We start from the raw sequence: 23952 nt of genomic DNA on the forward strand, positions 1-23952 counted from the left end.
ACCCAAACCCCACGACGCGCCGGACGCGCCCGCTACACGCTGACACTCCCGGACGCCGCCTGATGCCTCGTCTCACGGCTGCGCTCAGTGCTCACGAGTGGGTCGGGACGACCTGACGTTTCGTCACGTCGCTGCGCTCCTCGCTCAACGACCGAGAGACCGTCAGCGCAGAAGCATCGCCCGCCCTGGCTGCTCGAGCACATCGGAAACGTCGCGCAGGAACTTTGCGCCCTGCTCGCCGTCGACCAGGCGGTGGTCGAACGACAGGCTGAGGGTCATCACCTGGCGCAGGGCCAGCTCGCCGCGGTACTCCCAGGGCCTACGGTTCACGCCGCCGAGGCCGAGAATGCCGGCCTCCCCCGGGTTCAGGATCGGCGTGCCCGAGTCGATGCCGAAGACACCGAAGTTCGTGATCGAGAACGTGCCGCCGGTGAGGTCCGCCATCGACGCCTTGCCCGCGCGAGCGGTGGCGGCGAGGGCTCCGAGGGCGTCGGCGAGTTCGACGAGCGTCATCGCGTCGGCATCCTTCACGTTCGGCACGACGAGGCCACGATCGGTGGCCGCAGCGATGCCGAGGTTCACGAAGCGGTGCTGCACGATCTCGCCGGCCGCGTCATCCCAGCGAGAATTGAGCTCGGGATGCCGCAGCAGCGCGCCGCAGACCGCCTTCGCGACGACGGCCATCACGCCGATCCGGTGGCCTTCGAGCCGTCGATCCGCACGCAGCTCCTCGACGAGCTCCATCGTCGCGGTGACGTCGACCGTGTGGAACGTCGTCACGTGCGGCGCGGTGAAGGCACTGCGCACCATCGCGTCCGCGGTGTGCTTGCGGACCCCGCGGATCGGAATGCGGGTCTCGCGCTCCCCGGCGACAGGCACCGTGGTCGGCGCGGCAGGGCGGTCCGTTGCGGGCGCTTCGGGGCGGGGCGCCGCCCCCACCCGCTGCGCGTACGACTCGACGTCGTCGCGCGTGACGAGCCCGGTCGGGCCGGTCGGCTCGACGAGCGAAATGTCGACGCCGAGGTCTTTCGCGAGCTTTCGGACCGGCGGCGTCGAACGCGGACGCTCGAACCTCCCATCGTCTGCGACTGCGGGCGCGACCGCGTCGTGCGGTGCCGCTTCGAGGACGGCCGTGTCGGATACGGGCGCACGCGCACCTTGCCGCGCGCGACGCTGCGGCCGGCCGGCAGCACGGGGCGCCGCCCCGTAGCCGACGAGGTTCGGCTGCGCCTTCTCTTCGTCCTCAGTCTCCTCGGGGGCCACCGCGCCGGCGGCGTCGACTGCCGGCGCATCCTCGGGCCCCGCCTCACCTGCGACGTCGAAAGCGATCAGCACGTCGCCGACCTCGACGACATCACCGGCCGCGTGACGCAGCTTCGACACGGTTCCCGCGTGCGGAGAAGGCAGCTCGACGATGGCCTTGGCGGTCTCGACCTCGGCGATGGTCTGGTTCAGGGTGACGGTGTCGCCCTCGGCGACCATCCATTGCACGATCTCTGCCTCGGGAAGACCCTCACCAAGGTCGGGCAGGCGGAACTCGACGATCACAGGTCCACCCCCGACAGGCTGTGCGGGCGATCCATGACCCGGTCGACGGCATCCAGGATGCGGTCGAGGTCGGGCAGGTGGTGCTTTTCGAGCTTCGCCGGCGGATACGGGATGTCGTGCCCGGTGACGCGCTCGGGAGGCGACTCGAGGTGGTAGAAGCACTTCTCGGTGATGCTCGAGACGAGTTCAGCGCCGACACCGGCCTCGCGGGCGGCCTCGTGGGTCACGACGACGCGCCCGGTCTTGCGGACCGACGCGGTGACGGTGTCGTAGTCGACCGGCGACAGCGAGCGGAGGTCGACGACCTCGATCGAGATGCCGTCGTCCTCGGCTGCCGTCGCGGCATCCAGCGCGACCCCGACCTGTGCGCCGTAGGTCAGCAGCGTCACATCGGTGCCCTCGCGGGCGACGCGGGCAAGGCCCATCGGCGGCGCGTCGGCGATGTCGACGTCGAGGTCCACCTCACCCTTCGAGTGGTACAGCCGCTTGGGTTCGAAGAAGACCACCGGGTCGTCGCACGCGATCGCCTGGCGCAGCATCGTGTAGGCGTCCTGCGGGTTGGAGACCGCCACGACCCGCAGCCCGGCGGTGTGCACGAAGTAGGCCTCGGGCGATTCGGAGTGGTGCTCAGCCGCGCCGACGCCACCTGCCCACGGGATGCGGATCGTGATCGGCATCTTCACGTTGCCGCGGGTGCGGTAATGCAGCTTCGCGACCTGGCAGACGATCTGGTCGAAAGCCGGGTACACGAACCCGTCGAACTGGATCTCGACGACCGGCCGGAACCCGCGGTACGCGAGTCCGACTGCCGTGCCCACGATGCCTGATTCGGCCAGCGGCGTGTCGATGACCCGCTGCGCGCCGTACGTGTCGAGCAGGCCGTCGGTGATGCGGAAGACGCCGCCGAGCTTGCCGATGTCCTCCCCCATGACGAGCACCTTGTCGTCATCGGCCATCGCCCGGTGCAGTCCCGCGCCGAGCGCCTTACCCATCGTCATCGTGCTCATGACGCCGCCTCGAACCCGTCGAGGTACGCCGCGAACCGGGTGCGCTGCTCGTCCAGCCCGCGGTGCGGCTCGGCGTAGACGTTGTCGAGCACGGTGAGCGGCGCGCGTGTCACCGCGCCGAGCGCCGCCTCGCGCATGCCCGCGGTGTAGCGGTCGGCATCGGCCTGCACCTGCGCGACGAAGTCGTCGTCGAGCAGCTCCTGCGCGCGCAGGTAGGCCTCGAGGCGCGTGATGGGGTCGCGGCGCTTCCACGACTCGACCTCGTCCTTGGAGCGGTAGCGGGTGGGGTCATCCGACGTGGTGTGGGGTCCCATGCGGTAGGTGACGGCTTCGATGAAGACCGGTCCGCGCCCACGGCGTGCGTTGTCGAGGGCCCAGCGCATCGCCGCCAGGCACGCCAGCACGTCGTTGCCGTCGACGCGCAGACTCGGGATGCCGAAGCCGGGCGCCCGGCCGGCGATCGGGAACTTGGCCTGCACGGTGACCGGCTCCGAGATCGCCCACTGGTTGTTCGAGCAGACGAACACGACGGGGCTGCGGAACGACGATGAGAACACCATCGCCTCGTTGACATCGCCCTGGCTGGTCGCGCCGTCGCCGAAGTAGGCGACCGCGACCTGGTCGCCGCCGTCACGCTGGATGCCCATGGCGTAGCCGGTCGCGTGCAGCGACTGCGCGCCGATGATGATCTGCATCCCGGCCATGTTGAGGTCGTACGGGTCGTAGGTCGACAGTTCTTCGCCGCGCCACGCCATCACGGTGTCGGCGGGTTTCGCGCCGCGCGTGATGACGACCCCCACCTCTCGGTAGCTGGGGAAGAGGAAGTCGTCGTCGCGGCAGGCGCGGGCGGTGCCGATCTGCACGGCTTCCTGCCCCTGTGCCGGCGCCCAGAGGCCGAGCTGGCCCTGGCGCTGCAGCGCGATGCCCTCCGCGTCGGCACGCCGGGCGATCGCCATGTCGCGGTACAGGCCGCGCAGCGTGTCGGCATCGATCCCCTCGATCCAGCGGTCGAGGTCGGGGTCTGAAATCCGCTCGCCGTCCGGCGTCAGCAGCCGGGCGAGGTCATCGATGTCGGTCGCCTGATCGGCGGCCGGGGTCAGGGTGTGCGTCATCGTCGTCCCTCCAGATCGCGGCCCGTCGTCTTGTGGATGATCGGGGCCGGCTCCGTGCACCCGGCATCGTCGCCGGGATGCCACGAGGCTACGCGCGTGTCGCACCTCGCTCAAGCATTCGAGGTCGTCTTGAGCATGTTGCGCAGATCAGCCCGAATCACCGTGCTAATGTTTCGCACTATGGGCCCCCTTGATCACGTCGATCTCGAACTGCTGAACGCGCTCGCCGATGACCCACGCGCGACCGTCGTCGCACTCGCCGAACGCCTCGGCATGTCGCGCAACACGGTGCAGGCACGCATGGGCAAGCTCGAGCGCTCCGGAGTCTTCCTGTCGTTCGAGCGGGCGATGGCGCCGCAGGCGCTGGGCTACCCGATCGAGGCGATGATCGCCGTCCTCGTGCGCCAGGCCGACCTCCCCCGCATCACCGAAGAGCTCTCCCGGGTTCCCGAAGTCGTCCAGGCGCACGGACTCAGCGGTCAGGTCGACCTGATGGTGCGCGTCGCGGCGCGCGACACGAAGCACCTGTTCGACATCGACGCCCGCATCCTCTCGATCGACGGCGTCGAGCGCACCGAGACGTCGCTCGTGATGGGCGAAGTCATCGGATATCGGGTGCGACCGCTCCTGGAAGAGGCTCGACGGGAGCGGTGATCGGCCGGTCCGCATCACGACGGATCAGCAGCACACCCGCGAGGATGAGCGCACCACCGACCGCCTGAATCGGCGCCGGCGTCTCAGCCAGCAGCAGCCAGCCGAACAGCAGCGCGAACAGCACTTCGCTCAGGCCGATGAACGACGCGAGGCGTGAGCCGATCCGGGGCACCGCCATGACCCCCAGCGCGTAGCCGAGCGTCGTGCCGACGGCGCCGACCCATACCAGCGGCAGCCATGCCGGGACGGTCGCGCCCTGGAACGTGACCGTCGTGTCGAGGACGACGAACGGGATGATGCCGGTAGCGCCGAGCAGTGCCATCGTCGCGGCGCCGACCAGCAGGCCGCCGGCGGCGAGGGCGAGCGGCGGCAGCGTGTCACCTGTCCGCTCCGACATGACGAAGTAGACGCACACGCACAACGCCGCAGCCAGGGCCAGCAGCGTCCCCAACAGGTCGAACCGCGCACCGCCGATGTCGACGACGAGGACGAGACCGGCGACAGCGATGCCCGAGCCACCGAGCACGAGCCGCGACGGCACGCGTCTGGTGCGCATCCACACGAACGCGACGAGGAACACCGGCGCGAGGTACTGGATGAGCAGCGCGACAGCCACCGGCATCCGCTGCATCGCCGAGAAGAAGAAGAGCTGGCAACCGGCCACCGGGATGAGCCCGAACGCGAGGAGGGCGAGCCAGTGACGGCGCAGGAACCCGCGCTGCCGGATCGCGGCTCGCACGAGCGCCGGTGAAAGGATGAGCCCCGACAGGCCCATGCGTACCGTGAGCACGGCCGACAGTGACCACCCGGCTTCCAGCAGCGGCTTCACGAGCGGGCCGCTCGATGCGAACGCGAACGCGGAGACGACCGCCATCACGATTCCCGCCGTCGCGACGCGGGAGACGGGCGCGGCGATGGTCGGGATGGCGGCGGTGTGCGACATCGGCGGTCCTCGTGCTCGAGTGCTGCTCAGGGGATGATCTGTCAGGAGTCAAGTATGCATACACTCGTGACAGCTAAGCTGAGAGTACTGCCCGCCACCGTCAGGAGTCAATATGGTTTTCGGTCGTGACACGGAGCTCTCGCTGCGTGCCGCCGCCTCGCTCGTGAACACCCTCCCCGGCATCGACTTCGACGGGGCCGACGGCATGGCCTCTCCCGCCGATCTCCAGGCCTGGCTGCAGGAGTTCCCGTACACCGGTCGCATGCGCCGGGACGACGCCGAAGTCGCCGCCGTCCGCGAGATTCGGGTGCGCCTGCGGCAGCTGTGGGACGTCGAGCGCGACGATGCGGTCCCGCTCGTCAACACGATGCTGCGCGACGGCGAAGCACTCCCCCAGCTGGTCATCCACGACGACTACGACTGGCACATCCACGCGACCGACAGCGAGGCCGACCTGTCGATGCGCATCCTCGTGGAGGCCGCGATGGCGTTCGTCGACGTCATCCGCGCAGACGCGTGGGACCGCGTGCGTCGCTGTGAGGCAGACGACTGCGGAGCCGTCTACGTCGACTTCTCCAAGAACGGATCGAAGCGCTACTGCGACACCGGCAACTGCGGCAATCGCATGAACGTCATCGCCTATCGGAAGCGGAAGTCCGAAGAAACCGCCTGATCGCGGTCGCCGCCGGCTGTGGCGTCTCGTAGTGGATCAGGTGACCGACGCCTGCGATCTCGACGAGCTCGGCGTCGGGAAAGAGCGTCTGCAGGTGACGCTCGGCCTCGATGGGGGTGATGTCGTCCTTCTCGGCGGCCACGAGCAGCGTCGGCTGCGCGATCTGCGGAGCGAAGGCGCGCACGTCGTTCGACACCGACGCCACGAACGCGTCGTGCAGCACGTCGCGGTCGGCGAAGCGCGAGAAGTAGGTGTCGTGCTGGTCGTGGATGAACGCACGAAGATCGCGGTCACGCGTCTTCGCCATCGACACGCTCATGACGCGCACGATGAGTCGGCTGCGCAGCAGCGCGTCGCCGAGTCGACGCGGCAGCCGCGCACCAGCCCAGTAGTAGAAGACGGCGAGGCGCGTGAGGATGCCGCGCGGTCCCTCGAGCGCCGGCGCGCCGATGGGATTGACGAGCACGACGCGAGGAGCGGGCAGCCCTGCGGCGACCGCGGCCGAAACGACGATCGAGCCGAACGAGTGCCCGAGTATGTCGGCGCCGGGGGCGACCGCTGCGGCGAACGCGGTGAGCCAGTCGGCGTACGCCTGCACAGTGTGGCGCGTGCCAGGCAGCGGCGGGGTCTCACCGAATCCGGGAAGATCGGGCGAGATGATGCGGATGCCGTCGAGGTGCGCGACGACCGGCTCGAGGCCGTGGTGCTCACCGCGGAAGCCGTGCACCGCCAGCACGGTCTGCTCGGCGTCGTCGTCGCCGTAGACCCAGTACGCCGTCGTCGATCCGAACACCTCGACCTCACGACGGACGACGGGGATCGCCTCGAGCAGTCCTGCATACGGGTTCGGCGCGGTCACCCTTCGAGTGTACGAGCACGGCGTGGCCTCGGCCGTGATGTCGGCGGCCCCGCATAACGTCGAAGGCATGGACACGTGGGTCGCCGAGACGCTGCCGCTCTGGCACCCCGAGGCACCGGCGTGGTCGCGCGTCGTCGGCGTCTTCGACCTCGAGACCACCGGCATCGACGTGACGACGGATCGCATCGTGACGGCGCACGTCGGACTGCTCGGCACTGGTGGCGTCATCCACCGCACGGGCGACTGGCTCGCCGACCCCGGCGTCGAGATCCCCGAGGGCGCCACCGCCGTGCACGGCATCACCACCGCGCACGCCCGCGAGCATGGCCGTCCCGCGGCGGACGTCGTCGCCGAAGTCGTCCAGGCGCTCGAGCAGCTGTTCGACGCCGGCATCCCGGTCGTGGCATACAACGCCCCGTACGACTTCTCGTTGCTCAAGTACGAGGCGTTGCGGCACGGTGTGACCCCGATCGCGGATCCGTCGCCGGTGATCGACCCGCTCGTCATGGACAAGGCATTCGATCGCTACCGGCGCGGCAAGCGCACCCTCGAGGTGGTCGCGGCGCATTACGCGGTCGCGCTGGACGGCGCGCACGACGCGTCTGCCGACGCGATCGCCGCCGGTCGGGTGGCGCAGGCGATCGCCGCGCGCTTTCCGGTGCCGCCCACCGCGCACGAGCTGCACACCCGCCAGATCGGCTGGGCACGCGCGCAGGCCGCAAGCCTCACCGAGTACTTCATCAGCGTCGGTCGGCTCGATCCCGATGACACCGTGGACGGCAGCTGGCCGATCCGCTGACACCCGTCATTGCAGAGGTTCGTCGGCGTCCTCGACGGAGATCGACATGACGCCCGTGTATGGATTCGCGAAGACCGAGACCGCGGCCCACGGACCGTCAGCCTCATCGACGATGTACTCCGTCTCAGCCCCCTCCGTCTCCGATTCCACTTCGTCCGACACGACGACGACCGGGGCTATGCTGAACTCCGCGCTCAGCCCGTTCTCCTCGACCTCGTCGGTCGCGCCGCACACGATCATCGGACCAGCCTCACGGACATCGATCGCGAGGCACGTCTGCGCACCACGAGCCTTCGTCCCCGCCCACACGACGGTTTCACCGGTCGCGGCGAGGAGTCGCGGCGCGTCATCCCATCCCGGCTGCGCATCGAGGAGACGGTCCTCGCTGGCCGCCGTCGCGGCGCCCGAACTGCCGGACGTCTGCAGCAGCGCGCCCTCGCTGTTCGACGTCGACGTGTCGTACGTGATCGTCGGCGTAGGTGCGGCATCCGAGGCCTGTGGCTGGACGAACGCGCCGAGGAAGTAGCCGCCGAGGGCCGCGGCCGGCACGAGCGCCGCGAGCGTGATGAGCGCGACGCGTGTCACCGTGCGGTTTCGCGCGGCCGACTCGCCCGCCGGGGTCGGCGCAGTGGGCTCGCGCGACCCATCGTCACGTGAGGTCGCGTCATTCGCCGTCGCCGGCAGCGGACGAGGCCCCTCGCCTCCGCGCGAACGCTCGAGTCGGGCGAGGCGTTCGACGTCGGCATCCGTCAGTGGCGCACCGCCAGGACCGTACGCACGGGCCCGGAGCGCCTGCAGTTCGTTCTCACCCACGCGCCCAGCATCGCACGTCGCACGCGTGGGGACGACGAAGGCCCCGCCGGAGCGGGGCCTTCGAGGACGGCTGCTTACTTGCTGCCGAAGTTCTTGAAGCGCTGGTTGAACTTCTCGACGCGACCGGCCGAGTCCATGATGCGCTGCTTGCCCGTGTAGAACGGGTGCGAAGCCGATGAGATCTCGACGTCGATGACGGGGTAGGTGACGCCGTCGAGCTCGATCGTCTTCTCGCTGGTGACCGTCGACCGGGTCAGGAAGGTCTCGCCGGAGCCGAGGTCGCGGAAGACGACCGCGTTGTACTCGGGGTGGATGTCAGTTCGCATGATGGTCCTTCGCCTGATGCCCTGGTTTTTGCCAGGAGGGATTGAAGTCTGCGGTGCGGAGCGCACCAAAGAGCGATTCTATCAGGCTCGCGGGGCAGTCGGAAACCTCGTCAGGAGGCGGCACGCGCGGCGAAGCGGCCGCCGTCTTCGCTGAGTGCGATCGGCACCCCGAAGGTCTCGGTGAGCGCCTCTGCCGTCAGGGTCTCGGCGATCGGCCCCTGCGCGACGACCTTGCCGTCGCGCAGCAGCAGCACGTGGGTGAAGCCGACGGGGATCTCTTCGACGTGGTGGGTGACCATGATCATCGCCGGCGTCGTCGGCTCCTGTGCGTAGCCGCCGAGGAGCGAGAGCAGCTGCTCGCGGGCACCGAGGTCGAGGCTCGCGGTGGGCTCGTCGAGCAGCAGCACTTCGGGGTCGGTCATGACGGCGCGCGCGATCTGCACACGCTTCTGCTCACCGTCCGACAGGGTCCCGAACGTGCGATCTGCAAGATCGTCGAGGTGCCATTCGGCCAGCACGCGACGCGCGCGGCGCTCGTCGATGGACTCGTAGTCCTCGTTCCAACGGCCGAGCACCGAGTACGCGGCCGTCAGCACGACATCGAGCACGGTCTCGTCCTGCGGCACGCGTTTGGCCATCGCGGACGAGGCGAAGCCGATGCGCGGGCGCAGCTCGAACACGTCGGTGTGCCCCATGACCTCATCGAGGATGCCGACGATCCCCGAGGTCGGGTGCATCAGCGTGGCCGCGAGCTGCAGCACGGTGGTCTTTCCCGCTCCGTTGGGCCCCAGGATGACCCAGCGCTGATCGTCGCTGACGGTCCACGAGACCTCATCGACGATGTTGCGGGCGTTGCGGCGGACGACGACGTCGGCGAACTCGAGGACCTGCGGCATGTCGTCCAGCCTATCTGCAGGGCGAGGTCAGTTGCCGGTCACCTCGCGGTAGAGCTGCACCGTGGCGTCGGCGATCGCCGCCCAACTGAACGCCTGTGCCGCCCGCTCGCGCCCGGCCTCGCCGTAGGCGCGGGCACGGTCCGGATCGGCGACGACCTCGGTGAGCGTCGCGGCGAGATCGGCGACGAATCGGTCAGGGTCGGTGGGGGTGCCGGTGCCGTCCTGCACTTGCTCGATGGGCACGAGGCGCCCCGTGACGCCGTCGACGACGACTTCGGGAATGCCACCCGTGGCGGTGCCCACGACGGCCGCACCGCACGCCATGGCCTCGAGGTTCACGATGCCGAGCGGCTCGTAGATCGAGGGGCACACGAACGTCGTCGCAGCCGTGAGGATCGCGCACAGCTGATCGCGCTGCAAGAACTCCTCGATCCACACGACGCCCTCGCGCTGGCGCTGCAGCCCGCGCACGAGCTCTTGCACCTCGGCCATGATCTGCGGAGTGTCGGGCGCGCCCGCGCACAGCACGATCTGCACCTCAGGCGGCAGCAGTTCGGCAGCACGCAAGAAGTACGGCAGCCCCTTCTGCCGCGTGATGCGACCCACGAACACGACCGAGGGCCGGGTGGGGTCGATGCCGTGGGCGGCGAGCAGGGCAGGGTCGTCGACGGGGCGCCACGAGTCGATGTCGATGCCGTTGTAGATGACCCGCACCTTGTCGGGGTCGAGGGAGGGATAGCTGCGCAGGATGTCCTTCCGCATCCCCTCGCTGACGGCGACGACCGCTGCGGCGCCTTCATACGCGGTCTTCTCGATGTAGCTCGAGACGGCGTAGCCGCCGCCGAGCTGCTCGGCCTTCCACGGCCGCAACGGCTCGAGCGAATGGGCTGTCACGACGTGCGGGATGCCGTGGAGGAGCCCCGCAAGGTGCCCTGCGAAGTTGGCGTACCAGGTGTGCGAATGCACAACGTCGGCGCCGGCGACGTCACCGACGATCTCGAGGTCTGTGCCGAGGGTCTGGATGGCGGCATTCGCCGTCGACAGCTCGGCGGGCACGCCGTACGACGCTGTATCGGCCTCGTCACGCCCAGCGCCGAAAGCGCGGACCTGCACCTCGATGCGCTCCCGGAGCGCCTTCACGAGCTCGGTGGCGTGCACGCCCGCTCCCCCGTAGATCTCCGGCGGATATTCCTTGGTGACGATGTCCACTCGCATGGTTCGAAACCTAGTACAGACGACGGATCGGGGCCTAGTGTGGGGAACATGCCAGCCCCGAAGGTCTTCGGAATCATCCTCGCCGGCGGCGAGGGCAAGCGACTCATGCCCCTCACGGTCGATCGGGCCAAACCTGCAGTGCCGTTCGGCGGGCAGTATCGGCTGATCGACTTCGCGATATCGAACCTGATCAATTCGGGTCTTCGCCAGATCGTCGTGCTCACGCAGTACAAGTCGCACAGCCTCGACCGTCACGTCTCGCAGACCTGGCGTATGTCGGCGCTGCTGAACTCGTACGTCGCGTCGGTACCGGCGCAGCAGCGACTGGGAAAGCGATGGTTCTCGGGTTCGGCCGATGCGATCCTGCAGTCCCTCAACCTGATCCACGACGAGAAGCCCGACATCGTGATGGTGATCGGCGCCGATCACGTCTACCGCATGGACTTCGACCAGATGCTGCAGGCCCACATCGAATCGGGCGCACGTGCGACCGTCGCCGGCATCCGTCAGCCGATCGGACTCGCGAACCAGTTCGGCGTCATCGACGTCGACCCCGAAGACGGCACGTCGATCCGCGAGTTCCTTGAGAAGCCGCAGAACCCGACAGGACTGCCCGACAACCCGAACGAAGTGCTCGCGTCGATGGGCAACTACATCTTCAACACCGATGCCCTCATCGAAGCGGTGGAATCCGACGGCGAACTGCCAGCGAGCAACCACGACATGGGCGGCGACATCATTCCCTATTTCGTGAACCGCGGCGAAGCGGCCGTCTACGACTTCAAGGCGAACGACGTGCCGGGATCGACCGCGCGCGACAAGGACTACTGGCGCGACGTGGGCACGATCGAGTCGTTCTTCGACGCCCACATGGACCTCATCTCGACGCTGCCCATCTTCAACCTGTACAACATGGACTGGCCGATCCACTCGCAGGCCGTCAACTCGCCGCCCGCGAAGTTCGTGCGCGACGGCGTGGGCCGCATGGGCAACGCGATCGACTCGATCGTCTCGCTCGGCTCTGTGCTGTCGGGCACGCACCTGGAACGCAGCGTGGTCGGGCCGTGGACGCTGTCGGGCGGCGGATCGACGATCACCGACTCCGTACTGTTCGACTACGTCAACGTCGGCGCGGGTGCCCGAGTGCATCGGGCCATCCTCGACAAGAACGTCACGCTCGAACCGGGCGCGACGGTCGGTGTCGACCGTGAGCGCGACCTCGCACGGGGGTTCACGGTGACCGACACCGGCATCACGGTGGTGGCGAAGGGCGTGCACGTCACCGCCTGAGCGGCACGCTAGCGTGGTGGGGTGCCTGACGCCCGCTTTCTCGTCGTGTTCGACGCCGATTCCACGCTCATCCGCAACGAGGTCATCGAACTGATCGCCGACGAGGCGGGCCGCGGCGCCGAGGTGGCTGCGGCCACCGAAGCCGCGATGCGCGGCGAGGTCGATTTCGCGACGAGTCTGCGTTCGCGTGTCGAGGCGCTCGCCGGGGTGCCGGTCTCAGCGTTCGAGCGGGTCCGTTCCCGGATCGAACCGACCCCGGGCGTGCGCGAGCTCATCGAGGCGATCCATGCGCGCGGCGGCGTCGCAGCAGTCGTTTCCGGCGGCTTCCACGAGATCCTCGACACCGTCGCCCCCGATCTCGGCATCGACGTGTGGCGCGCGAACCGACTTGCGGTCGCCGGCGGCATCCTGACGGGCGTCGTCGACGGACCGATCGTGGATGCCGAGGGCAAAGCAGCGGCGCTCCGCGAGTGGGCGGGCGCGAACGGTGTGCCGATCGCGCGCACGATCGCGATCGGCGACGGCGCGAACGACCTTCGCATGATGGCTGCGGCCGGCCTCGGCATCGCGTTCAACGCGAAGCCGGCGGTGCGTGCGCAGGCAGACGTGGTGATCGGCCCGATCGACTTGGCAGAAGTGATCCCGCTCCTCCCCTGATCCGACGCCTCTCAACGACGCGGTGGCGCGCACCGGTCGATGACCGAGCGTTCCCCGGTCGTTGAGCGAGCGTAGCGAGACGAAACGCGCGCTCAGTGCCCCATGCCGAGGCCGCCGTCGACCGGGATGACGGCGCCGGAGATGTACGCGGCATCCTCACCCGCGAGCCAGGTCACGACTCCGGCGACCTCGTCTGCCGTCGCGAAACGGCCCGCCGGAATGTTCTTCTTGTAGTCGGCCTGCGTCGCTTCGGGAAGCTCAGCGGTCATGTCGGTCTCGATGAAACCGGGCGCCACCACATTCGCCGTGATGCCGCGGCCGCCGAGTTCACGCGTGAGCGAGCGTGCGAACCCGACGAGCGCCGCCTTCGAGGACGAGTAATTGATCTGCCCCGCAGAGCCGTAGAGGCCGACGACGCTCGAGATGAGGATGACGCGACCCCACTTGGCCTTGAGCATGCCCTTCGAGGCACGCTTGACGACGCGGAACGTGCCGCCGAGGTTCGTCGAGACGACCGAGTCGAAGTCCTCCTCCGTCATGCGCAGCAGCAGGGTGTCTTTCGTGATGCCTGCGTTGGCCACGACGATCGTTGGCGCACCGAGTTGCTGCTCGACTTCGGTGAAGGCCACGTCGAGCGATGCCGCGTCGGTCACGTCGGCTCGAACCGTCAGGGTGCCCTCGGGGCCCTCACCGGAGCGGGCGGTCACGGCGACGCGGTACCCGGCTGCGACGAAGCGCTCCGCGATGGCACGGCCGATGCCGCGGTTGCCGCCGGTGACGAGGACGACGCGATCACTGGACATGGTGGAACTCCTCGAATGACGTGCTGAGAACCCGTTCAGCCTAGTCGGGTCGCCGAGCGCACCGACGATAGGCTGGCGTCATACGAGTTTGGAAAGGGGGACGCTCATGAGCGATCCGAACACCACCCCGTCGGGAACGCCCGACTCTCAGCCCGCCGCGGATTCCGGCGTGATGCCGCCCGCACCGCCGGCAGCACCCGCCGCCCCGGGGTACGCCGCTCCGGCATACCCCGGCTCGGCCGCACCCGCAGCGACCCCGCCGTCGTACCAGGCGCCCGGGTACCCGCAGGCGGCACCCGCCTACGGCGCCGCGCCCGCCTACGGTGCAGCACCCGGCGCGTACGGCGCGTACCAGAGCGGCCCGAAGACGAACGTGCTCGCCATCGTCTCGATGATCGCATCGATCGTCGGGTTCGTCCTGATCCTGCCCGTCATCGGCCCGATCGCCGGCGCCATCATGGGGCACATCTCCCTCGGTCAGATCAAGCGCACGGGTGAGAACGGCCGCGGCATGGCCCTCGCCGGTGTCATCGTCGGCTGGGTCGGCATCGGGCTGCAGGTCATCGGCATCATCGCCTGGTTCTCGCTCATGGCATGGGCCGTGTCGCAGGGCTCGGGCTCGTACAGCTACTGACGCCGACGTGAGCCGCCTGCGAGCGTAGGCTGGAGTGACCGTGAAGCACTCCTCCTCGCCGCAGTCGGCGACCTCGATTCCCCGCGCACCGCGGGACGACGCGCACGCGCGCATGACGAAGTACTTCATCATGATGAGCGTGCGCGTCGGCTGTTTCGTGCTCATGGTCGTCATCACCCCGTATGGCTGGCACACCGGCATCCTCGCGGTCGGCGCCATCCTGCTCCCCTACATCGCCGTCGTCGTCGCCAACGTCGGGTCCGATTCGCGCCCGGTGCGGGCAGTCCCCCCAGGGCGTGAGATCGAGGCATCCGCGCCCCCCGCCGACGCACCCGAGCCAGAATCCGTCATCCGCATCACCGAGACGAAGCCGGAATCGCAGTCGCGTCCCGCGCCCGAAACACCCGACGCACCGCGGCAGGGCGACGCATGACCGGTGTCGTCTGCTCGCGCGCCGGATGCCGTGACATCGCGACGTGGCAGGTGGTGTGGCGCAACCCTCGCATCCACAGCGCCGATCGCCGCAAGATCTGGACGGCCTGCGATGCGCACGTCGACTATCTGCGCGACTACCTGGCCGCACGGGACTTTCCCGTCACGGTCGAACCGTTCGATCCGGCGGCCGCCTCGTGAGCGGCAATCGCATCGCCCGGTGGGCCGGGTACGTCGCATTCGCGATCGTGTTCGCGGTCGCGTGCGGGTTCTTGTCGAATTGGCAGTTCTCACGGTCAGCCGAACGCAATGCCGAACTTGCGCTCATCGCCGCGAACTACGACGCCGATGCCGCCCCGCTCGATGAGCTCGTGACGGCAGACGGGGCGCTCAGCCCCGAAGACGAATGGCGCCAGGTCGAGCTCGTCGGCACCTACCTCCACGCCGACCAACTGCTCGTGCGCAACCGCCCGCACGGTGGCACGAGCGCCTTCGAGGTGCTCGTGCCGTTCCGTCTCGAAGACGGCCGCGTCGTGATCGTCGACCGGGGTTGGGTGGCTCCCGGCAAGGAGCAGCCTGAACCGGATGTGATCCCGGCAGCCCCCGAGGGCACCACGACGGTCGTCGTGCGGCTGCGTGAGACGGAGCCGTTGCCGTCCTCGGGCCGATCGGCGCCCGACGGACAGGTTCCGACGATCCACGTGCCGACCATCGCCGAGACCATCGAGGAGCCGACGACCCTGACGGGGCTGTACGGGTTGATGGTCGCGGAACAGCCGGCACCTGCCGAGCGCCCGCAGGCGCTGGACCGCCCGTCGGATGACCCCGGTTCACACTTGTCGTATGCGATCCAGTGGATCCTGTTCGCCGTCATGGGATTCGGGTTCGTCTGGTACATGATCCGCACCGAACGTCGGCACCGCCGCGAAGAGGCCGAGGGCCGCGCTCCGAGCGAACCCAAGCGCCGCCGAGATCGCGACATGCAGGAAGAGGATGAGCTGCTCGACAGCGTCCGGTGACGGTTCAGGCCAGCGTGCCTGACCGCGTCACGCGAGAGTGATCAGGTCGATGTAGTCGCGCCCCCAGATGTCTTCGACACCGTCGGGCAGGATGAGCACCCGCTCGGGGTTGAGCGCCTCGACGGCGCCCTCGTCGTGCGAGACGAGCACGACGGCGCCTTCGTAGTGCGCGAGGGCACCGAGGATCTCTTCGCGGGATGCCGGGTCGAGGTTGTTGGTCGGCTCGTCGAGCAGCAGCATGTTGGCCGACGACACGACGAGGGTTGCGAGTGACAAGCGCGTCTTCTCGCCGCCCGACAACACGCCCGCGGGCTTGAGGACGTCGTCGCCCGTGAACAGGAACGAGCCGAGCACCTTTCGCGCCTCGGTCGCGTTGATGTCGGGCGCGGCCGACATCATGTTGTCGAGCACGGACCGGCTGACGTCGAGGTTCTCGTGCTCCTGCGCGTAGTACCCGATCTTCAGGCCGTGACCGGGCTCGATGATCCCGGTGTCGGCCTTGTCGACGCCCGCGAGGATGCGCAGGAGCGTCGTCTTTCCGGCGCCGTTGAGGCCGAGGACGACGACCTTCGAGCCGCGGTCGATCGCAAGGTCGACGTCGGTGAAGATCTCCAGCGACCCGTACGACTTCGACAGGCCGGAGGCCATGAGCGGCGTCTTGCCGCACGCCGCGGGCTTGGGGAAGCGGAGTTTGGCGACGCGGTCCTCCTGACGCACGTCCTCCAGCCCGGAGAGCATCTTCTCGGCGCGGGCGACCATCTGGTGCGCGGCGGCGGCCTTCGAGGCCTTCGCACCGAAGCGGGCGGCCTGCAGCTGCAGGGCCGTCGCCTTCTTCTCGATGTTGGCGCGCTCCTTCTTGCGGCGCTCCTCATCGGCCACCCGCTGACGCAGGTAGTTCTTCCAGTTCATGTTGTAGACGTCGATGACCTGGCGGTTCGCGTCGAGGTAGAAGACGCGGTTGACCGTTTCGCCCACGAGCTCGACATCGTGGCTGATGACGATGAGCCCGCCCTTGTAGCCCTTGAGGAACTCGCGCAGCCACACGACGCTGTCGGCGTCGAGGTGGTTGGTGGGCTCGTCGAGGATCATCGTCTGCGCGTCCGAGAACAGGATGCGGGCCAGTTCGATGCGGCGGCGCTGACCGCCGGAGAGGGTTTTCAGCGGCTGGTCGAGGATGCGGTCGGGCAGCGAGAGGTTGTGCGCGATCGAGGCGGCTTCGGCTTCGGCCGCGTACCCGCCGAGTGCTTCGAACCGCTCGGTCAGGTTGCCGTAGCGGCGCATGGCCTTCGCCGCGACATCGGCGTCATCGTCACCCATCTGGTGCGACGCCTCGTGCATCTGTAGGGCGAGCGTGCCCAGGCCCCTGGCATCCAGGATGCGGGTGCGTGCGAGCATCTCGGGGTCGCCCGAACGAGGATCCTGCGGGAGGTAGCCGAGTTCTCCAGAACGGTCGACGCCGCCCTCGCTGGGCAGCAGGTCACCGGCGAGCACCTTGGTGAGGGTGGTCTTGCCGGCGCCGTTGCGTCCGACGAGCCCGATCTTGTCGCCTGGTGAGACGCGGAACGATACCTCCGACATGAGCACGCGTGCGCCCACGCGGATCTCGAGGTCGTGCACGGCGAGCACAGCAGACGTCCGTTCGTTCAGAGTTGGGATGCGGCCGACCGGCCAGCATCCGAGTCTACCGGCCCGCAGCCCGCCCGGCCTGCGTGACCTTCCAGACGCCGGCGAGCGCCTACCCGCGCTTGCGCTCGCGGTGCGGCACCTCGTCGGTCATGTCCTCCAACTCGACGCCCTTCGTCTCGGGCACCTTCCACAGCACGAAGAAGAACGACAGGGCCGCGAAGAACGCGTAGAAGCCGTATGCGAAGGTGAGGCTGATGTCGCTGAAGACCGGGAACGTCGTCGAGATGGCGAAGTTCGCGATCCATTGCGCCGCGGCCGCGACGGCGAGCGCGCTGGCACGGATGCGGTTGGGGAACATCTCCCCCAGCAGCACCCAGACCAGCGGCCCCCAGGTGGCACCGAATCCGACGACGAACAGGTTCGCGGCGATGAGCGCGATGACCGACCACGGGGCCTCGAGCGTTGCGGAGGTCACACCGTCCTCGGTGACGAGTTCGGCGAACGAGAACGCGAGCGCCATCGTGCCGAGGGAGACCGCCATGACGACCGACCCGACCAGCAGCATGATGCGCCGCCCGATCCGATCGACGAGCAGAATCGCAACGATCGTCACGACGATGTTGGTGATCGAGGTGATGACGCTCGTCAGCAGCGCGGCGGACTCGTCGAAGCCCACCGAACGCCACAGCGTCGTCGAGTAGTAGAAGATCACGTTGATGCCGACGAACTGTTGGAACACCGACAGCAGGATGCCGACCCACACGATGGGCTTGAGTCCGAGCACGTGCCCCCGCAGGTCTTTCAGCGACTCGCGGTCCTCGCGCTCCAGCGAGACGCGGATCTGCTCGATCCGCAGATTCACGTCGGGTTCGCCGCTGAAATCGAGCAGCACCTGCGAGGCCTTGTCGACATCGCCGCGCGCGACGAGGAATCGCGGTGACTCCGGCAGCCGCAGCGCCATCAACCCGTACACGAGCGCGGGGATCGCCTCGAGCATGAACATCCACCGCCATGCCGGCAGCCCCCACCACAGGACTTCTGCGGCACCGCCGGAGATCCCTGCCAGGAGCGCGTTCGACAACAGCGCCGCGAAGATGCCCGTCACGATCGCGAGCTGCTGCATCGACCCGAGCATGCCCCGCACCCGGGCCGGCGACACCTCGGCGATATAGGCGGGGACGATGACGGATGCCGCACCGACACCCAAGCCGCCGACCACACGCCACACGATCAGGTCGACGACGCCGATCGCGAGTCCGGAACCGATCGCCGAGATGAGGAAGAGCGCCGCCGCCACGAGCATCACGGGGATGCGCCCCCACCGGTTGGCGAGCTGTCCGGCGAACCACGCGCCGACGGCGCAGCCCAGCAGTGCGGAGGAGACCGAGAAGCCCTTCAGTGCGGCATCCAACGCGAACTCACCGGCGAGCGCGTCGACGGCACCGTTGATGACCGCCGTGTCGAACCCGAACAAGAATCCGCCGAGCGCCGCGGCTGCGGCGATCCCGATCACTCTCGGATTGACCCTCGATGTCGTATCCCGTGCCATGGCGCGCTCCTCTGCGGTGTTCCGGTTCTGCTGTCCGTGCGACGATACTCCCGGCCGGGAGGGCGCGCGCCAGGCAATTTGCGACGCGCTGCGGCACCCCGCCGAAATGTGACGCGAGAATTTGCACGCACGACCCCGAGAGGTAAGGTTAGGCGACCCTTAGCAAATCCCCTTTGGAGAACCCGTGCCCCGCACTCGCCTCGCCGCTGGCCTCGCCGCGGCCTCGCTCCTGCTGCTCCTGGCCGGCTGCGCCACCTCGACGCCCGCCGCCACCGACGACACCACCGACGCGCCCGCCTCGGACGCGACCTTCCCGATCACGATCGAGCACGCCTATGGCGAGACCGAGATCACCAGCCAGCCCGGACGCGTCGCCACCGTCGCATGGGGCAACCACGAAGTCCCGCTCGCGCTCGGCGTGGTCCCGGTCGGCATGAGCAAGGCGACCTGGGGTGACGACGACGGCGACGGCGTCCTGCCCTGGGTCGAGGACAAGCTCGAGGAGCTGGGTGCCGAGACGCCCGTGCTCTTCGACGAGACCGACGGCCTGCCGTTCGACCAGATCGCCGACACGCAGCCCGACGTCATCCTCGCCGCCTACTCGGGGCTCACGCAGGAGGACTACGACACCCTGTCGAAGATCGCGCCGGTCGTCGCGTACCCCGATGTCGCGTGGGGCACGTCCTACCAGGACATGATCCGCATCAACGCCACCGCGATGGGGCTGGCCGATGAAGGCGAAGAGCTCGTCACCCACCTGGAAGAGGTCGTGGACACCGCGCTGGCCGCACAGCCAGAACTCGCAGAATCGACCGCGATGTTCTCGTGGATCGACGAGACCGATCTCAGCAAGATCGATTTCTACACGAGCCACGACACCCGTCCCGGTTTCCTCGCAGACCTCGGCATGCCGCTCCCCGCGATCGTGGAAGAGGAATCCGCCGCCACGGAGGCGTTCTACGTCAGCGTGAGCACTGAGCAGGCCGACCGTTTCGACGATGTCGACATCTTCGTCACCTACGGCGACCCCGAGGGCACACTCATCGCAACGATGCAGGCCGACCCGCTGCTCTCGAAGATCCCCGCGGTCGCCGAGGGACGCATCGCCATCCTCGAGAACAGCACGCCGCTCGCCGCTTCCGCCAACCCGTCGCCGCTGTCCATCGAGTGGGCGATCGACGACTACTTTGCGCTGCTGGCCGGTGCGCTCGACGGCACCGATTGAGCGAGACCACGCTCCGCGCACCGCTGCCGGATGCCGATGCCGCACGTGCGGCATTGAAGCGTCCGGCAGCGGTGCGTCTCGCGTGGCTCGCGGCGGCCCTGGTGGTCGTCGCGGCCGCGTGTCTCGCGTCGTTCGCGTTCGGCGTGCGCGACGTCACCTTCGAGGAGATCCTCCGCGGGCTCTCCGGAGACACGAGCGGCATCTCTGAAGCCGCCGTCGCCGCCCGCATCCCGCGTACAGCGCTCGGACTGCTCGTCGGAGCGGCGCTGGGGCTTGCTGGCACCACCTTCCAGGCGGTCACGCGGAACCCGCTCGCCGACCCCGGCATCTTCGGCATCACCAGTGGCGCCTCCCTGGCTGTGGTCGGCAGCTTGGCCTTCTTCGGGCTGAGCGGCGCGTACCCGACGATGGTCGTCGCAATCGCGGGCGCGGCCGTCACCGCGGTCTTCGTCTACAGTGTCGGTTCGCTCGGCAGCGGCGGGGCCACACCCCTCAAACTCGCATTGGCGGGGGCCGCGACCACCGCCGCGCTGCAATCCCTTATCAGCGCCGTCCTCCTCCCCCGCGTCGACCTGCTCGAGCAGTTCCGCTTCTGGCAGATCGGCGGCGTCGGCGGAGCCACGTGGGATCGCATCAGCCTGCTCACTCCGGTTCTCGTGGTCGGAGCGCTCGTCGTGTTCGCGATGGCCCGCGGGATGAACTCCCTCGCGCTCGGCGACGACCTCGCCGCGAGCCTCGGCGAGCACGTCGGGCGCACCCGTGTCGTCGCCACGATCGGCGCCGTGATCCTGTGCGGCGCGGCGACCGCAATCGCCGGACCCATCGCTTTCATCGGGCTTATCGTGCCGCACGTGTGCCGCCTCACGATCGGCACCGACCACCGCTGGCTGCTGCCGGCATCGGCCATCGCCGGTGCCGGACTGCTCGTGATCGCCGACGTGATCGGCCGCCTCGTGCTGCCCTCTGCCGACGTCGAGGTCGGGATCGTCGCGGCGCTCATCGGCGCGCCGTTCTTCATCTGGATCGTCCGACGCCAGCGGGTGCGTGAACTGTGACCGCCGTCAGCTCCACTGCTCCCGACGTCCAGGCCGTCATCGCCGGTCGCCGTCGCCGCGCGCGCCGCCGGACGGTCGTGGTCATCGTCCTGGCCGCAGTCGTCGCCGCGCTGTTCGCCACGAGCATCATGGTCGGATCGACCTTCTACGGGCCCGATGTCATCATCAGAGTGCTGCTGGGCGAGCAGGTGCCTGGCGCGTCGTTCTCCATCGCGGACCGCCGCCTGCCGCGAGCAGCGATGGCGGTCCTGGTCGGTGTCGCATTCGGAATGGCAGGGGCGACCTTCCAGACGCTGCTGCGCAACCCGCTCGCCTCCCCCGACATCATCGGAGTCAGCTTCGGCGCGAGTGCTGCGGCCGTCATCGGCATCGTGTTCTTCTCCGTCAGCGGGCTCGCACTGTCCGCACTGGCGCTGGGCGGTGCCCTGGCCACAGCGCTTGCGATCTACCTCCTGTCGATCCGAGGGGGATTCGCGGGAACCCGACTCATCCTGATCGGCATCGGCCTGGCCGCGATGCTGCAGTCGATCGTCACCTATGCGCTCTCCCGCGCCGCCGCGTGGGATCTGCAGTCCGCGATGCGCTGGCTCACCGGCAGCCTCAACAGCGCATCCGCGGAATCACTCACGCCGCTCGCCCTCGCCGCCGTCGTGCTGGTGCCGCTGCTCGCACTGCAGTCCCGCAGTCTGCACGCGCTGCGCATCGGCGACGACGTTGCGGCAGCGCTCGGCGTGAAGGTCGACCGCACCCGACTCGCGCTCATTCTCGGCGCAGTGGCGCTCCTCGCCTTCGCCACCGCGGCTGCCGGCCCGATCGCCTTCGTCGCGTTCATGGCCGGCCCCATCGCCGCGCGCCTGGTCGGTGCCGGCAGCTCCCCGCTCGTGCCCGCAGGTCTGGTCGGGGCCGTCCTGGTCCTCGCCGCGGATCTCGTCGGGCAGTACGCCTTGCCCACCGTCTACCCCGTGGGTGTCATCACCGGCATCCTCGGCGCCCCCTACCTGATCGCGCTGTTGATCAGAACGAACCGCACCGGAGGATCGCTATGACCGACTCCCGCTCGCTGCTCGCAGAACAGCTGACCCTTGCGTACGGTGACCGCACCGTCGTCGACACCCTCGATCTCGCTGTCGCTCCCGGTGCCGTCACAGCGATCATCGGCGCCAATGGCTGCGGAAAATCCACACTGCTGCGTGCGCTGGCCCGTCTGATCCCCGCCCAGGGAGGGCGGATCATCCTTGACGGCAAAGACCTGCACAGTCGCCCGTCGAAGGAGGTGGCGCGGATGCTGGGGCTGCTTCCGCAGTCTCCGGTCGCCCCGGAAGGGATTGCGGTGGCAGATCTCGTCGGTCGCGGCCGCCACCCGCATCAGAAGCTGCTGGCCCGGTGGAGCGAACACGACTACGAGGTCGTCACGCAGTCGCTGGCAGCGACCGGCACGACCGAACTCGCAGACCGTCCCGTCGACGAACTGTCCGGCGGCCAGCGCCAGCGGGTCTGGATAGCGATGGCACTCGCGCAGGAGACCGACATCCTGTTATTGGACGAGCCGACGACGTTCCTCGACGTGTCGCACCAAGTGGAGGTGCTCGACCTCATCCGCGACCTCAACCAAGACCGCGGCACGACCGTCGTGATGGTGCTGCACGACATGAATCTCGCCGCCCGCTACGCCGACCACATCGTCGCGCTCCGCCAGGGCCGCATCGTCGCGCAGGGCGCCCCGGCCGACGTCATGGATGCCGCACTGATCCGCGATGTGTTCGCCCTCGAGTGCCATGTGATCACCGACCCCGTCTCGGGCACGCCACTGGTGCTGCCGCGAGGCCGCCACCGGGTGCTCCCGACCCCCGAACCGAGCGACCCGGCCGACTCCACCGACGCCCTCCAGGAGGACCCGCGATGACCGAAACCGCCGTCCGCACGAGCGGATTCTTCCGTGCCCGCGTGAGCGCCATCACCGACCTCACCCCGAGCTTCCGCCGCTTCACATTCACCGGTGATGACCTGCACGAGTTCGGCGACCCCGGATTCGATCAGCGCATCAAGGTCGTCTTCCCGACCTCATCGGTCGGCGTCGACGCGATGCCCACCGACGACGACTGGTACACCGCGTGGCGTGAGCTGCCGGACGCCGCGCGCCCGCCGTTCCGCACCTACACAACCCGCGCCGTGCGCCACGACGTGGGCGAAGTCGACATCGACATGGTCTCGCATGATGTGCTCGGCCCGGCGTCGGCATGGATCGAGCGTGCCGCGATCGGTGACGAGTTGCTGATCTGGGCGCCCACGACGGCGCACACCGGCGTGAGCTACGGCATCGATTTCGTGCCGCCGGCGCGCTCCGAGCAGATCCTGTTGGCCGGTGACGAGACCGCGGCGCCGGCGATCGCGGTCATCCTCGAGCAGCTGCCCGCCGACGCGCGCGGCGTGGTCGTGCTCGAAGTGCCGCACATCGATGACGCCGGCTATCTGCCGCGCCATCCCGGATTCGAGTTCCGTGTCGCCGCGCGCGTCGACGACGCCGACCGCCACCGGCACCTCGTGTCGGCCGTGCAGGATGCCGCGGCATCCCTCGCGCCGGCCGGTCGCGGCGCGGACGTCGAAGAAGTCGACATCGACGAGGGCATCCTGTGGGAGGTGCCGCGCACCGCGAAGGGCGGCGCCGCACTCAAGAGCGCACCGCTGTATTCGTGGCTCGCCGGCGAGGCGGGGGCGATCAAGGCGCTGCGCCGCCACCTGGTGTCCGAGCTCGGCGTCGACCGACGCGCCGTCGCGTTCATGGGCTACTGGCGACTGGGCCGCGCCGAGAACGCCTGA

General features: G+C 68.8%; 26 protein-coding genes. 14 read left to right on the forward strand and 12 right to left on the reverse strand.

Features of this window, described 5'->3' with window-relative positions; translation table 11 throughout:
• Positions 1-162 precede the first annotated feature (162 nt).
• Genes ACSF8R_RS09005 through pdhA form a run of 3 tightly spaced genes read right to left on the reverse strand, consistent with a single transcriptional unit; the run spans position 163 to position 3667 of the window.
• A complete protein-coding gene (locus ACSF8R_RS09005; protein ID WP_434811534.1) occupies positions 163-1548 on the reverse strand; it encodes a dihydrolipoamide acetyltransferase family protein in 1386 nt (461 codons plus the stop codon).
• Positions 1545-2555, reverse strand: a complete 1011-nt coding sequence (locus ACSF8R_RS09010; RefSeq protein WP_434811535.1) for an alpha-ketoacid dehydrogenase subunit beta — start codon at positions 2553-2555, stop codon at positions 1545-1547. The genes ACSF8R_RS09005 and ACSF8R_RS09010 overlap by 4 nt, the downstream gene beginning before the upstream one ends.
• Positions 2552-3667 carry a pyruvate dehydrogenase (acetyl-transferring) E1 component subunit alpha gene (pdhA, locus tag ACSF8R_RS09015; RefSeq protein ID WP_434811536.1) on the reverse strand — a complete coding sequence of 372 codons (1116 nt, stop codon included), beginning with the start codon at positions 3665-3667 and terminating at the stop codon, positions 2552-2554. Before pdhA ends, ACSF8R_RS09010 begins: the two co-directional genes overlap by 4 nt.
• 180 nt (positions 3668-3847) lie before the next feature.
• Here pdhA and ACSF8R_RS09020 point away from each other — a divergent pair, with 180 nt between their 5' ends.
• A complete protein-coding gene (locus ACSF8R_RS09020; protein ID WP_434811537.1) occupies positions 3848-4321 on the forward strand; it encodes an Lrp/AsnC family transcriptional regulator in 474 nt (157 codons plus the stop codon).
• Here the strand turns inward: ACSF8R_RS09020 and ACSF8R_RS09025 are convergent.
• Entirely contained in the window at positions 4269-5264 is a 996-nt protein-coding gene (locus ACSF8R_RS09025; RefSeq protein ID WP_434811538.1) for an EamA family transporter, read from the reverse strand. The genes ACSF8R_RS09020 and ACSF8R_RS09025 overlap by 53 nt on opposite strands.
• Positions 5265-5376: 112 nt before the next feature.
• Here ACSF8R_RS09025 and ACSF8R_RS09030 point away from each other — a divergent pair, with 112 nt between their 5' ends.
• Complete coding sequence (locus ACSF8R_RS09030) at positions 5377-5937, forward strand: CGNR zinc finger domain-containing protein (protein ID WP_434811539.1); 561 nt, start codon at positions 5377-5379, stop codon at positions 5935-5937.
• On the opposite strand, the gene ACSF8R_RS09035 is transcribed toward ACSF8R_RS09030, so the two are convergent.
• Positions 5897-6796, reverse strand: coding sequence for an alpha/beta fold hydrolase (locus tag ACSF8R_RS09035; protein ID WP_434811540.1), 900 nt, complete (start codon positions 6794-6796; stop codon positions 5897-5899). The two genes, ACSF8R_RS09030 and ACSF8R_RS09035, sit on opposite strands and share 41 nt — an antisense overlap.
• Positions 6797-6863: 67 nt before the next feature.
• On the opposite strand from ACSF8R_RS09035, the gene ACSF8R_RS09040 reads away from it, so the two are divergent.
• Complete coding sequence (locus ACSF8R_RS09040) at positions 6864-7595, forward strand: 3'-5' exonuclease (RefSeq protein ID WP_434811541.1); 732 nt, start codon at positions 6864-6866, stop codon at positions 7593-7595.
• Positions 7596-7601: 6 nt separating this feature from the next.
• On the opposite strand, the gene ACSF8R_RS09045 is transcribed toward ACSF8R_RS09040, so the two are convergent.
• The 4 genes from ACSF8R_RS09045 to glgA all read right to left on the reverse strand — a co-directional run bounded on the left by ACSF8R_RS09045 (position 7602) and on the right by glgA (position 10845).
• Positions 7602-8408, reverse strand: a complete 807-nt coding sequence (locus ACSF8R_RS09045; RefSeq protein WP_434811542.1) for a hypothetical protein — start codon at positions 8406-8408, stop codon at positions 7602-7604.
• Between the two features lie 74 nt (positions 8409-8482).
• The gene (locus ACSF8R_RS09050; RefSeq protein ID WP_434811543.1) at positions 8483-8734 is read right to left on the reverse strand and encodes a type B 50S ribosomal protein L31; all 252 of its coding nucleotides are present in this window, start codon (positions 8732-8734) and stop codon (positions 8483-8485) included.
• Between the two features lie 110 nt (positions 8735-8844).
• A complete protein-coding gene (locus tag ACSF8R_RS09055; protein WP_434811544.1) occupies positions 8845-9630 on the reverse strand; it encodes an ABC transporter ATP-binding protein in 786 nt (261 codons plus the stop codon).
• 27 nt (positions 9631-9657) lie between these two features.
• Positions 9658-10845 carry a glycogen synthase gene (glgA, locus tag ACSF8R_RS09060; RefSeq protein WP_434811545.1) on the reverse strand — a complete coding sequence of 396 codons (1188 nt, stop codon included), beginning with the start codon at positions 10843-10845 and terminating at the stop codon, positions 9658-9660.
• Positions 10846-10893: 48 nt separating this feature from the next.
• Between glgA and glgC the strand changes: the two genes are divergently transcribed.
• Both glgC and serB read left to right on the forward strand, forming a co-directional pair.
• On the forward strand, positions 10894-12135 hold the full coding sequence (gene glgC, locus ACSF8R_RS09065; RefSeq protein WP_434811546.1) for a glucose-1-phosphate adenylyltransferase: 1242 nt from the start codon (positions 10894-10896) through the stop codon (positions 12133-12135).
• A 21-nt stretch (positions 12136-12156) separates the two neighbouring features.
• The gene (serB, locus tag ACSF8R_RS09070; RefSeq protein WP_434811547.1) at positions 12157-12792 is read left to right on the forward strand and encodes a phosphoserine phosphatase SerB; all 636 of its coding nucleotides are present in this window, start codon (positions 12157-12159) and stop codon (positions 12790-12792) included.
• Positions 12793-12884: 92 nt separating this feature from the next.
• Here serB and fabG read toward each other — a convergent pair whose 3' ends face one another.
• On the reverse strand, positions 12885-13595 hold the full coding sequence (gene fabG, locus ACSF8R_RS09075) for a 3-oxoacyl-ACP reductase FabG (protein ID WP_434811548.1): 711 nt from the start codon (positions 13593-13595) through the stop codon (positions 12885-12887).
• 106 nt (positions 13596-13701) lie between these two features.
• Here fabG and ACSF8R_RS09080 point away from each other — a divergent pair, with 106 nt between their 5' ends.
• Genes ACSF8R_RS09080 through ACSF8R_RS09095 form a run of 4 tightly spaced genes read left to right on the forward strand, consistent with a single transcriptional unit; the run spans position 13702 to position 15680 of the window.
• The gene (locus ACSF8R_RS09080) at positions 13702-14229 is read left to right on the forward strand and encodes a DUF4190 domain-containing protein (RefSeq protein ID WP_434811549.1); all 528 of its coding nucleotides are present in this window, start codon (positions 13702-13704) and stop codon (positions 14227-14229) included.
• A 40-nt stretch (positions 14230-14269) separates the two neighbouring features.
• Entirely contained in the window at positions 14270-14662 is a 393-nt protein-coding gene (locus ACSF8R_RS09085; protein ID WP_434811550.1) for a DUF3099 domain-containing protein, read from the forward strand.
• On the forward strand, positions 14659-14862 hold the full coding sequence (locus ACSF8R_RS09090; protein ID WP_434811551.1) for a hypothetical protein: 204 nt from the start codon (positions 14659-14661) through the stop codon (positions 14860-14862). The genes ACSF8R_RS09085 and ACSF8R_RS09090 overlap by 4 nt, the downstream gene beginning before the upstream one ends.
• On the forward strand, positions 14859-15680 hold the full coding sequence (locus ACSF8R_RS09095; protein WP_434811552.1) for an SURF1 family cytochrome oxidase biogenesis protein: 822 nt from the start codon (positions 14859-14861) through the stop codon (positions 15678-15680). Before ACSF8R_RS09090 ends, ACSF8R_RS09095 begins: the two co-directional genes overlap by 4 nt.
• A gap of 27 nt (positions 15681-15707) precedes the next feature.
• Here ACSF8R_RS09095 and ACSF8R_RS09100 read toward each other — a convergent pair whose 3' ends face one another.
• Complete coding sequence (locus tag ACSF8R_RS09100) at positions 15708-17306, reverse strand: ABC-F family ATP-binding cassette domain-containing protein (RefSeq protein WP_434811553.1); 1599 nt, start codon at positions 17304-17306, stop codon at positions 15708-15710.
• Positions 17307-17415: 109 nt separating this feature from the next.
• Positions 17416-18855 (reverse strand): sugar porter family MFS transporter, encoded by a 1440-nt coding sequence (locus ACSF8R_RS09105; protein ID WP_434811554.1) that lies wholly within the window; start codon positions 18853-18855, stop codon positions 17416-17418.
• Between the two features lie 184 nt (positions 18856-19039).
• Here ACSF8R_RS09105 and ACSF8R_RS09110 point away from each other — a divergent pair, with 184 nt between their 5' ends.
• Genes ACSF8R_RS09110 through ACSF8R_RS09130 form a run of 5 tightly spaced genes read left to right on the forward strand, consistent with a single transcriptional unit; the run spans position 19040 to position 23952 of the window.
• Entirely contained in the window at positions 19040-20080 is a 1041-nt protein-coding gene (locus tag ACSF8R_RS09110) for an ABC transporter substrate-binding protein (protein WP_434811555.1), read from the forward strand.
• Positions 20077-21135, forward strand: a complete 1059-nt coding sequence (locus ACSF8R_RS09115) for a FecCD family ABC transporter permease (RefSeq protein ID WP_434811556.1) — start codon at positions 20077-20079, stop codon at positions 21133-21135. The genes ACSF8R_RS09110 and ACSF8R_RS09115 overlap by 4 nt, the downstream gene beginning before the upstream one ends.
• On the forward strand, positions 21132-22181 hold the full coding sequence (locus tag ACSF8R_RS09120) for a FecCD family ABC transporter permease (protein WP_434811557.1): 1050 nt from the start codon (positions 21132-21134) through the stop codon (positions 22179-22181). Before ACSF8R_RS09115 ends, ACSF8R_RS09120 begins: the two co-directional genes overlap by 4 nt.
• Positions 22178-23038, forward strand: coding sequence for an ABC transporter ATP-binding protein (locus tag ACSF8R_RS09125; protein WP_434811558.1), 861 nt, complete (start codon positions 22178-22180; stop codon positions 23036-23038). Before ACSF8R_RS09120 ends, ACSF8R_RS09125 begins: the two co-directional genes overlap by 4 nt.
• On the forward strand, positions 23035-23952 hold the full coding sequence (locus ACSF8R_RS09130; protein ID WP_434811559.1) for a siderophore-interacting protein: 918 nt from the start codon (positions 23035-23037) through the stop codon (positions 23950-23952). The genes ACSF8R_RS09125 and ACSF8R_RS09130 overlap by 4 nt, the downstream gene beginning before the upstream one ends.

Source organism: Microbacterium sp. bgisy189, assembly GCF_965345345.1.
GTDB lineage: Bacteria > Actinomycetota > Actinomycetes > Actinomycetales > Microbacteriaceae > Microbacterium.

What these genes read in the sequence shown, in the direction of transcription:
- ACSF8R_RS09010 (WP_434811535.1), bottom strand. Translation starts at nt 2,555, where the DNA reads ATGAGCACGATGACGATGGGTAAGGCGCTCGGCGCGGGACTGCACCGG.
- pdhA (WP_434811536.1), bottom strand. Translation starts at nt 3,667, where the DNA reads ATGACGCACACCCTGACCCCGGCCGCCGATCAGGCGACCGACATCGAT.
- ACSF8R_RS09020 (WP_434811537.1), top strand. Translation starts at nt 3,848, where the DNA reads ATGGGCCCCCTTGATCACGTCGATCTCGAACTGCTGAACGCGCTCGCC.
- ACSF8R_RS09025 (WP_434811538.1), bottom strand. Translation starts at nt 5,264, where the DNA reads ATGTCGCACACCGCCGCCATCCCGACCATCGCCGCGCCCGTCTCCCGC.
- ACSF8R_RS09030 (WP_434811539.1), top strand. Translation starts at nt 5,377, where the DNA reads ATGGTTTTCGGTCGTGACACGGAGCTCTCGCTGCGTGCCGCCGCCTCG.
- ACSF8R_RS09040 (WP_434811541.1), top strand. Translation starts at nt 6,864, where the DNA reads ATGGACACGTGGGTCGCCGAGACGCTGCCGCTCTGGCACCCCGAGGCA.
- ACSF8R_RS09050 (WP_434811543.1), bottom strand. Translation starts at nt 8,734, where the DNA reads ATGCGAACTGACATCCACCCCGAGTACAACGCGGTCGTCTTCCGCGAC.
- ACSF8R_RS09055 (WP_434811544.1), bottom strand. Translation starts at nt 9,630, where the DNA reads ATGCCGCAGGTCCTCGAGTTCGCCGACGTCGTCGTCCGCCGCAACGCC.
- glgA (WP_434811545.1), bottom strand. Translation starts at nt 10,845, where the DNA reads ATGCGAGTGGACATCGTCACCAAGGAATATCCGCCGGAGATCTACGGG.
- glgC (WP_434811546.1), top strand. Translation starts at nt 10,894, where the DNA reads ATGCCAGCCCCGAAGGTCTTCGGAATCATCCTCGCCGGCGGCGAGGGC.
- fabG (WP_434811548.1), bottom strand. Translation starts at nt 13,595, where the DNA reads ATGTCCAGTGATCGCGTCGTCCTCGTCACCGGCGGCAACCGCGGCATC.
- ACSF8R_RS09080 (WP_434811549.1), top strand. Translation starts at nt 13,702, where the DNA reads ATGAGCGATCCGAACACCACCCCGTCGGGAACGCCCGACTCTCAGCCC.
- ACSF8R_RS09090 (WP_434811551.1), top strand. Translation starts at nt 14,659, where the DNA reads ATGACCGGTGTCGTCTGCTCGCGCGCCGGATGCCGTGACATCGCGACG.
- ACSF8R_RS09105 (WP_434811554.1), bottom strand. Translation starts at nt 18,855, where the DNA reads ATGGCACGGGATACGACATCGAGGGTCAATCCGAGAGTGATCGGGATC.
- ACSF8R_RS09125 (WP_434811558.1), top strand. Translation starts at nt 22,178, where the DNA reads ATGACCGACTCCCGCTCGCTGCTCGCAGAACAGCTGACCCTTGCGTAC.
- ACSF8R_RS09130 (WP_434811559.1), top strand. Translation starts at nt 23,035, where the DNA reads ATGACCGAAACCGCCGTCCGCACGAGCGGATTCTTCCGTGCCCGCGTG.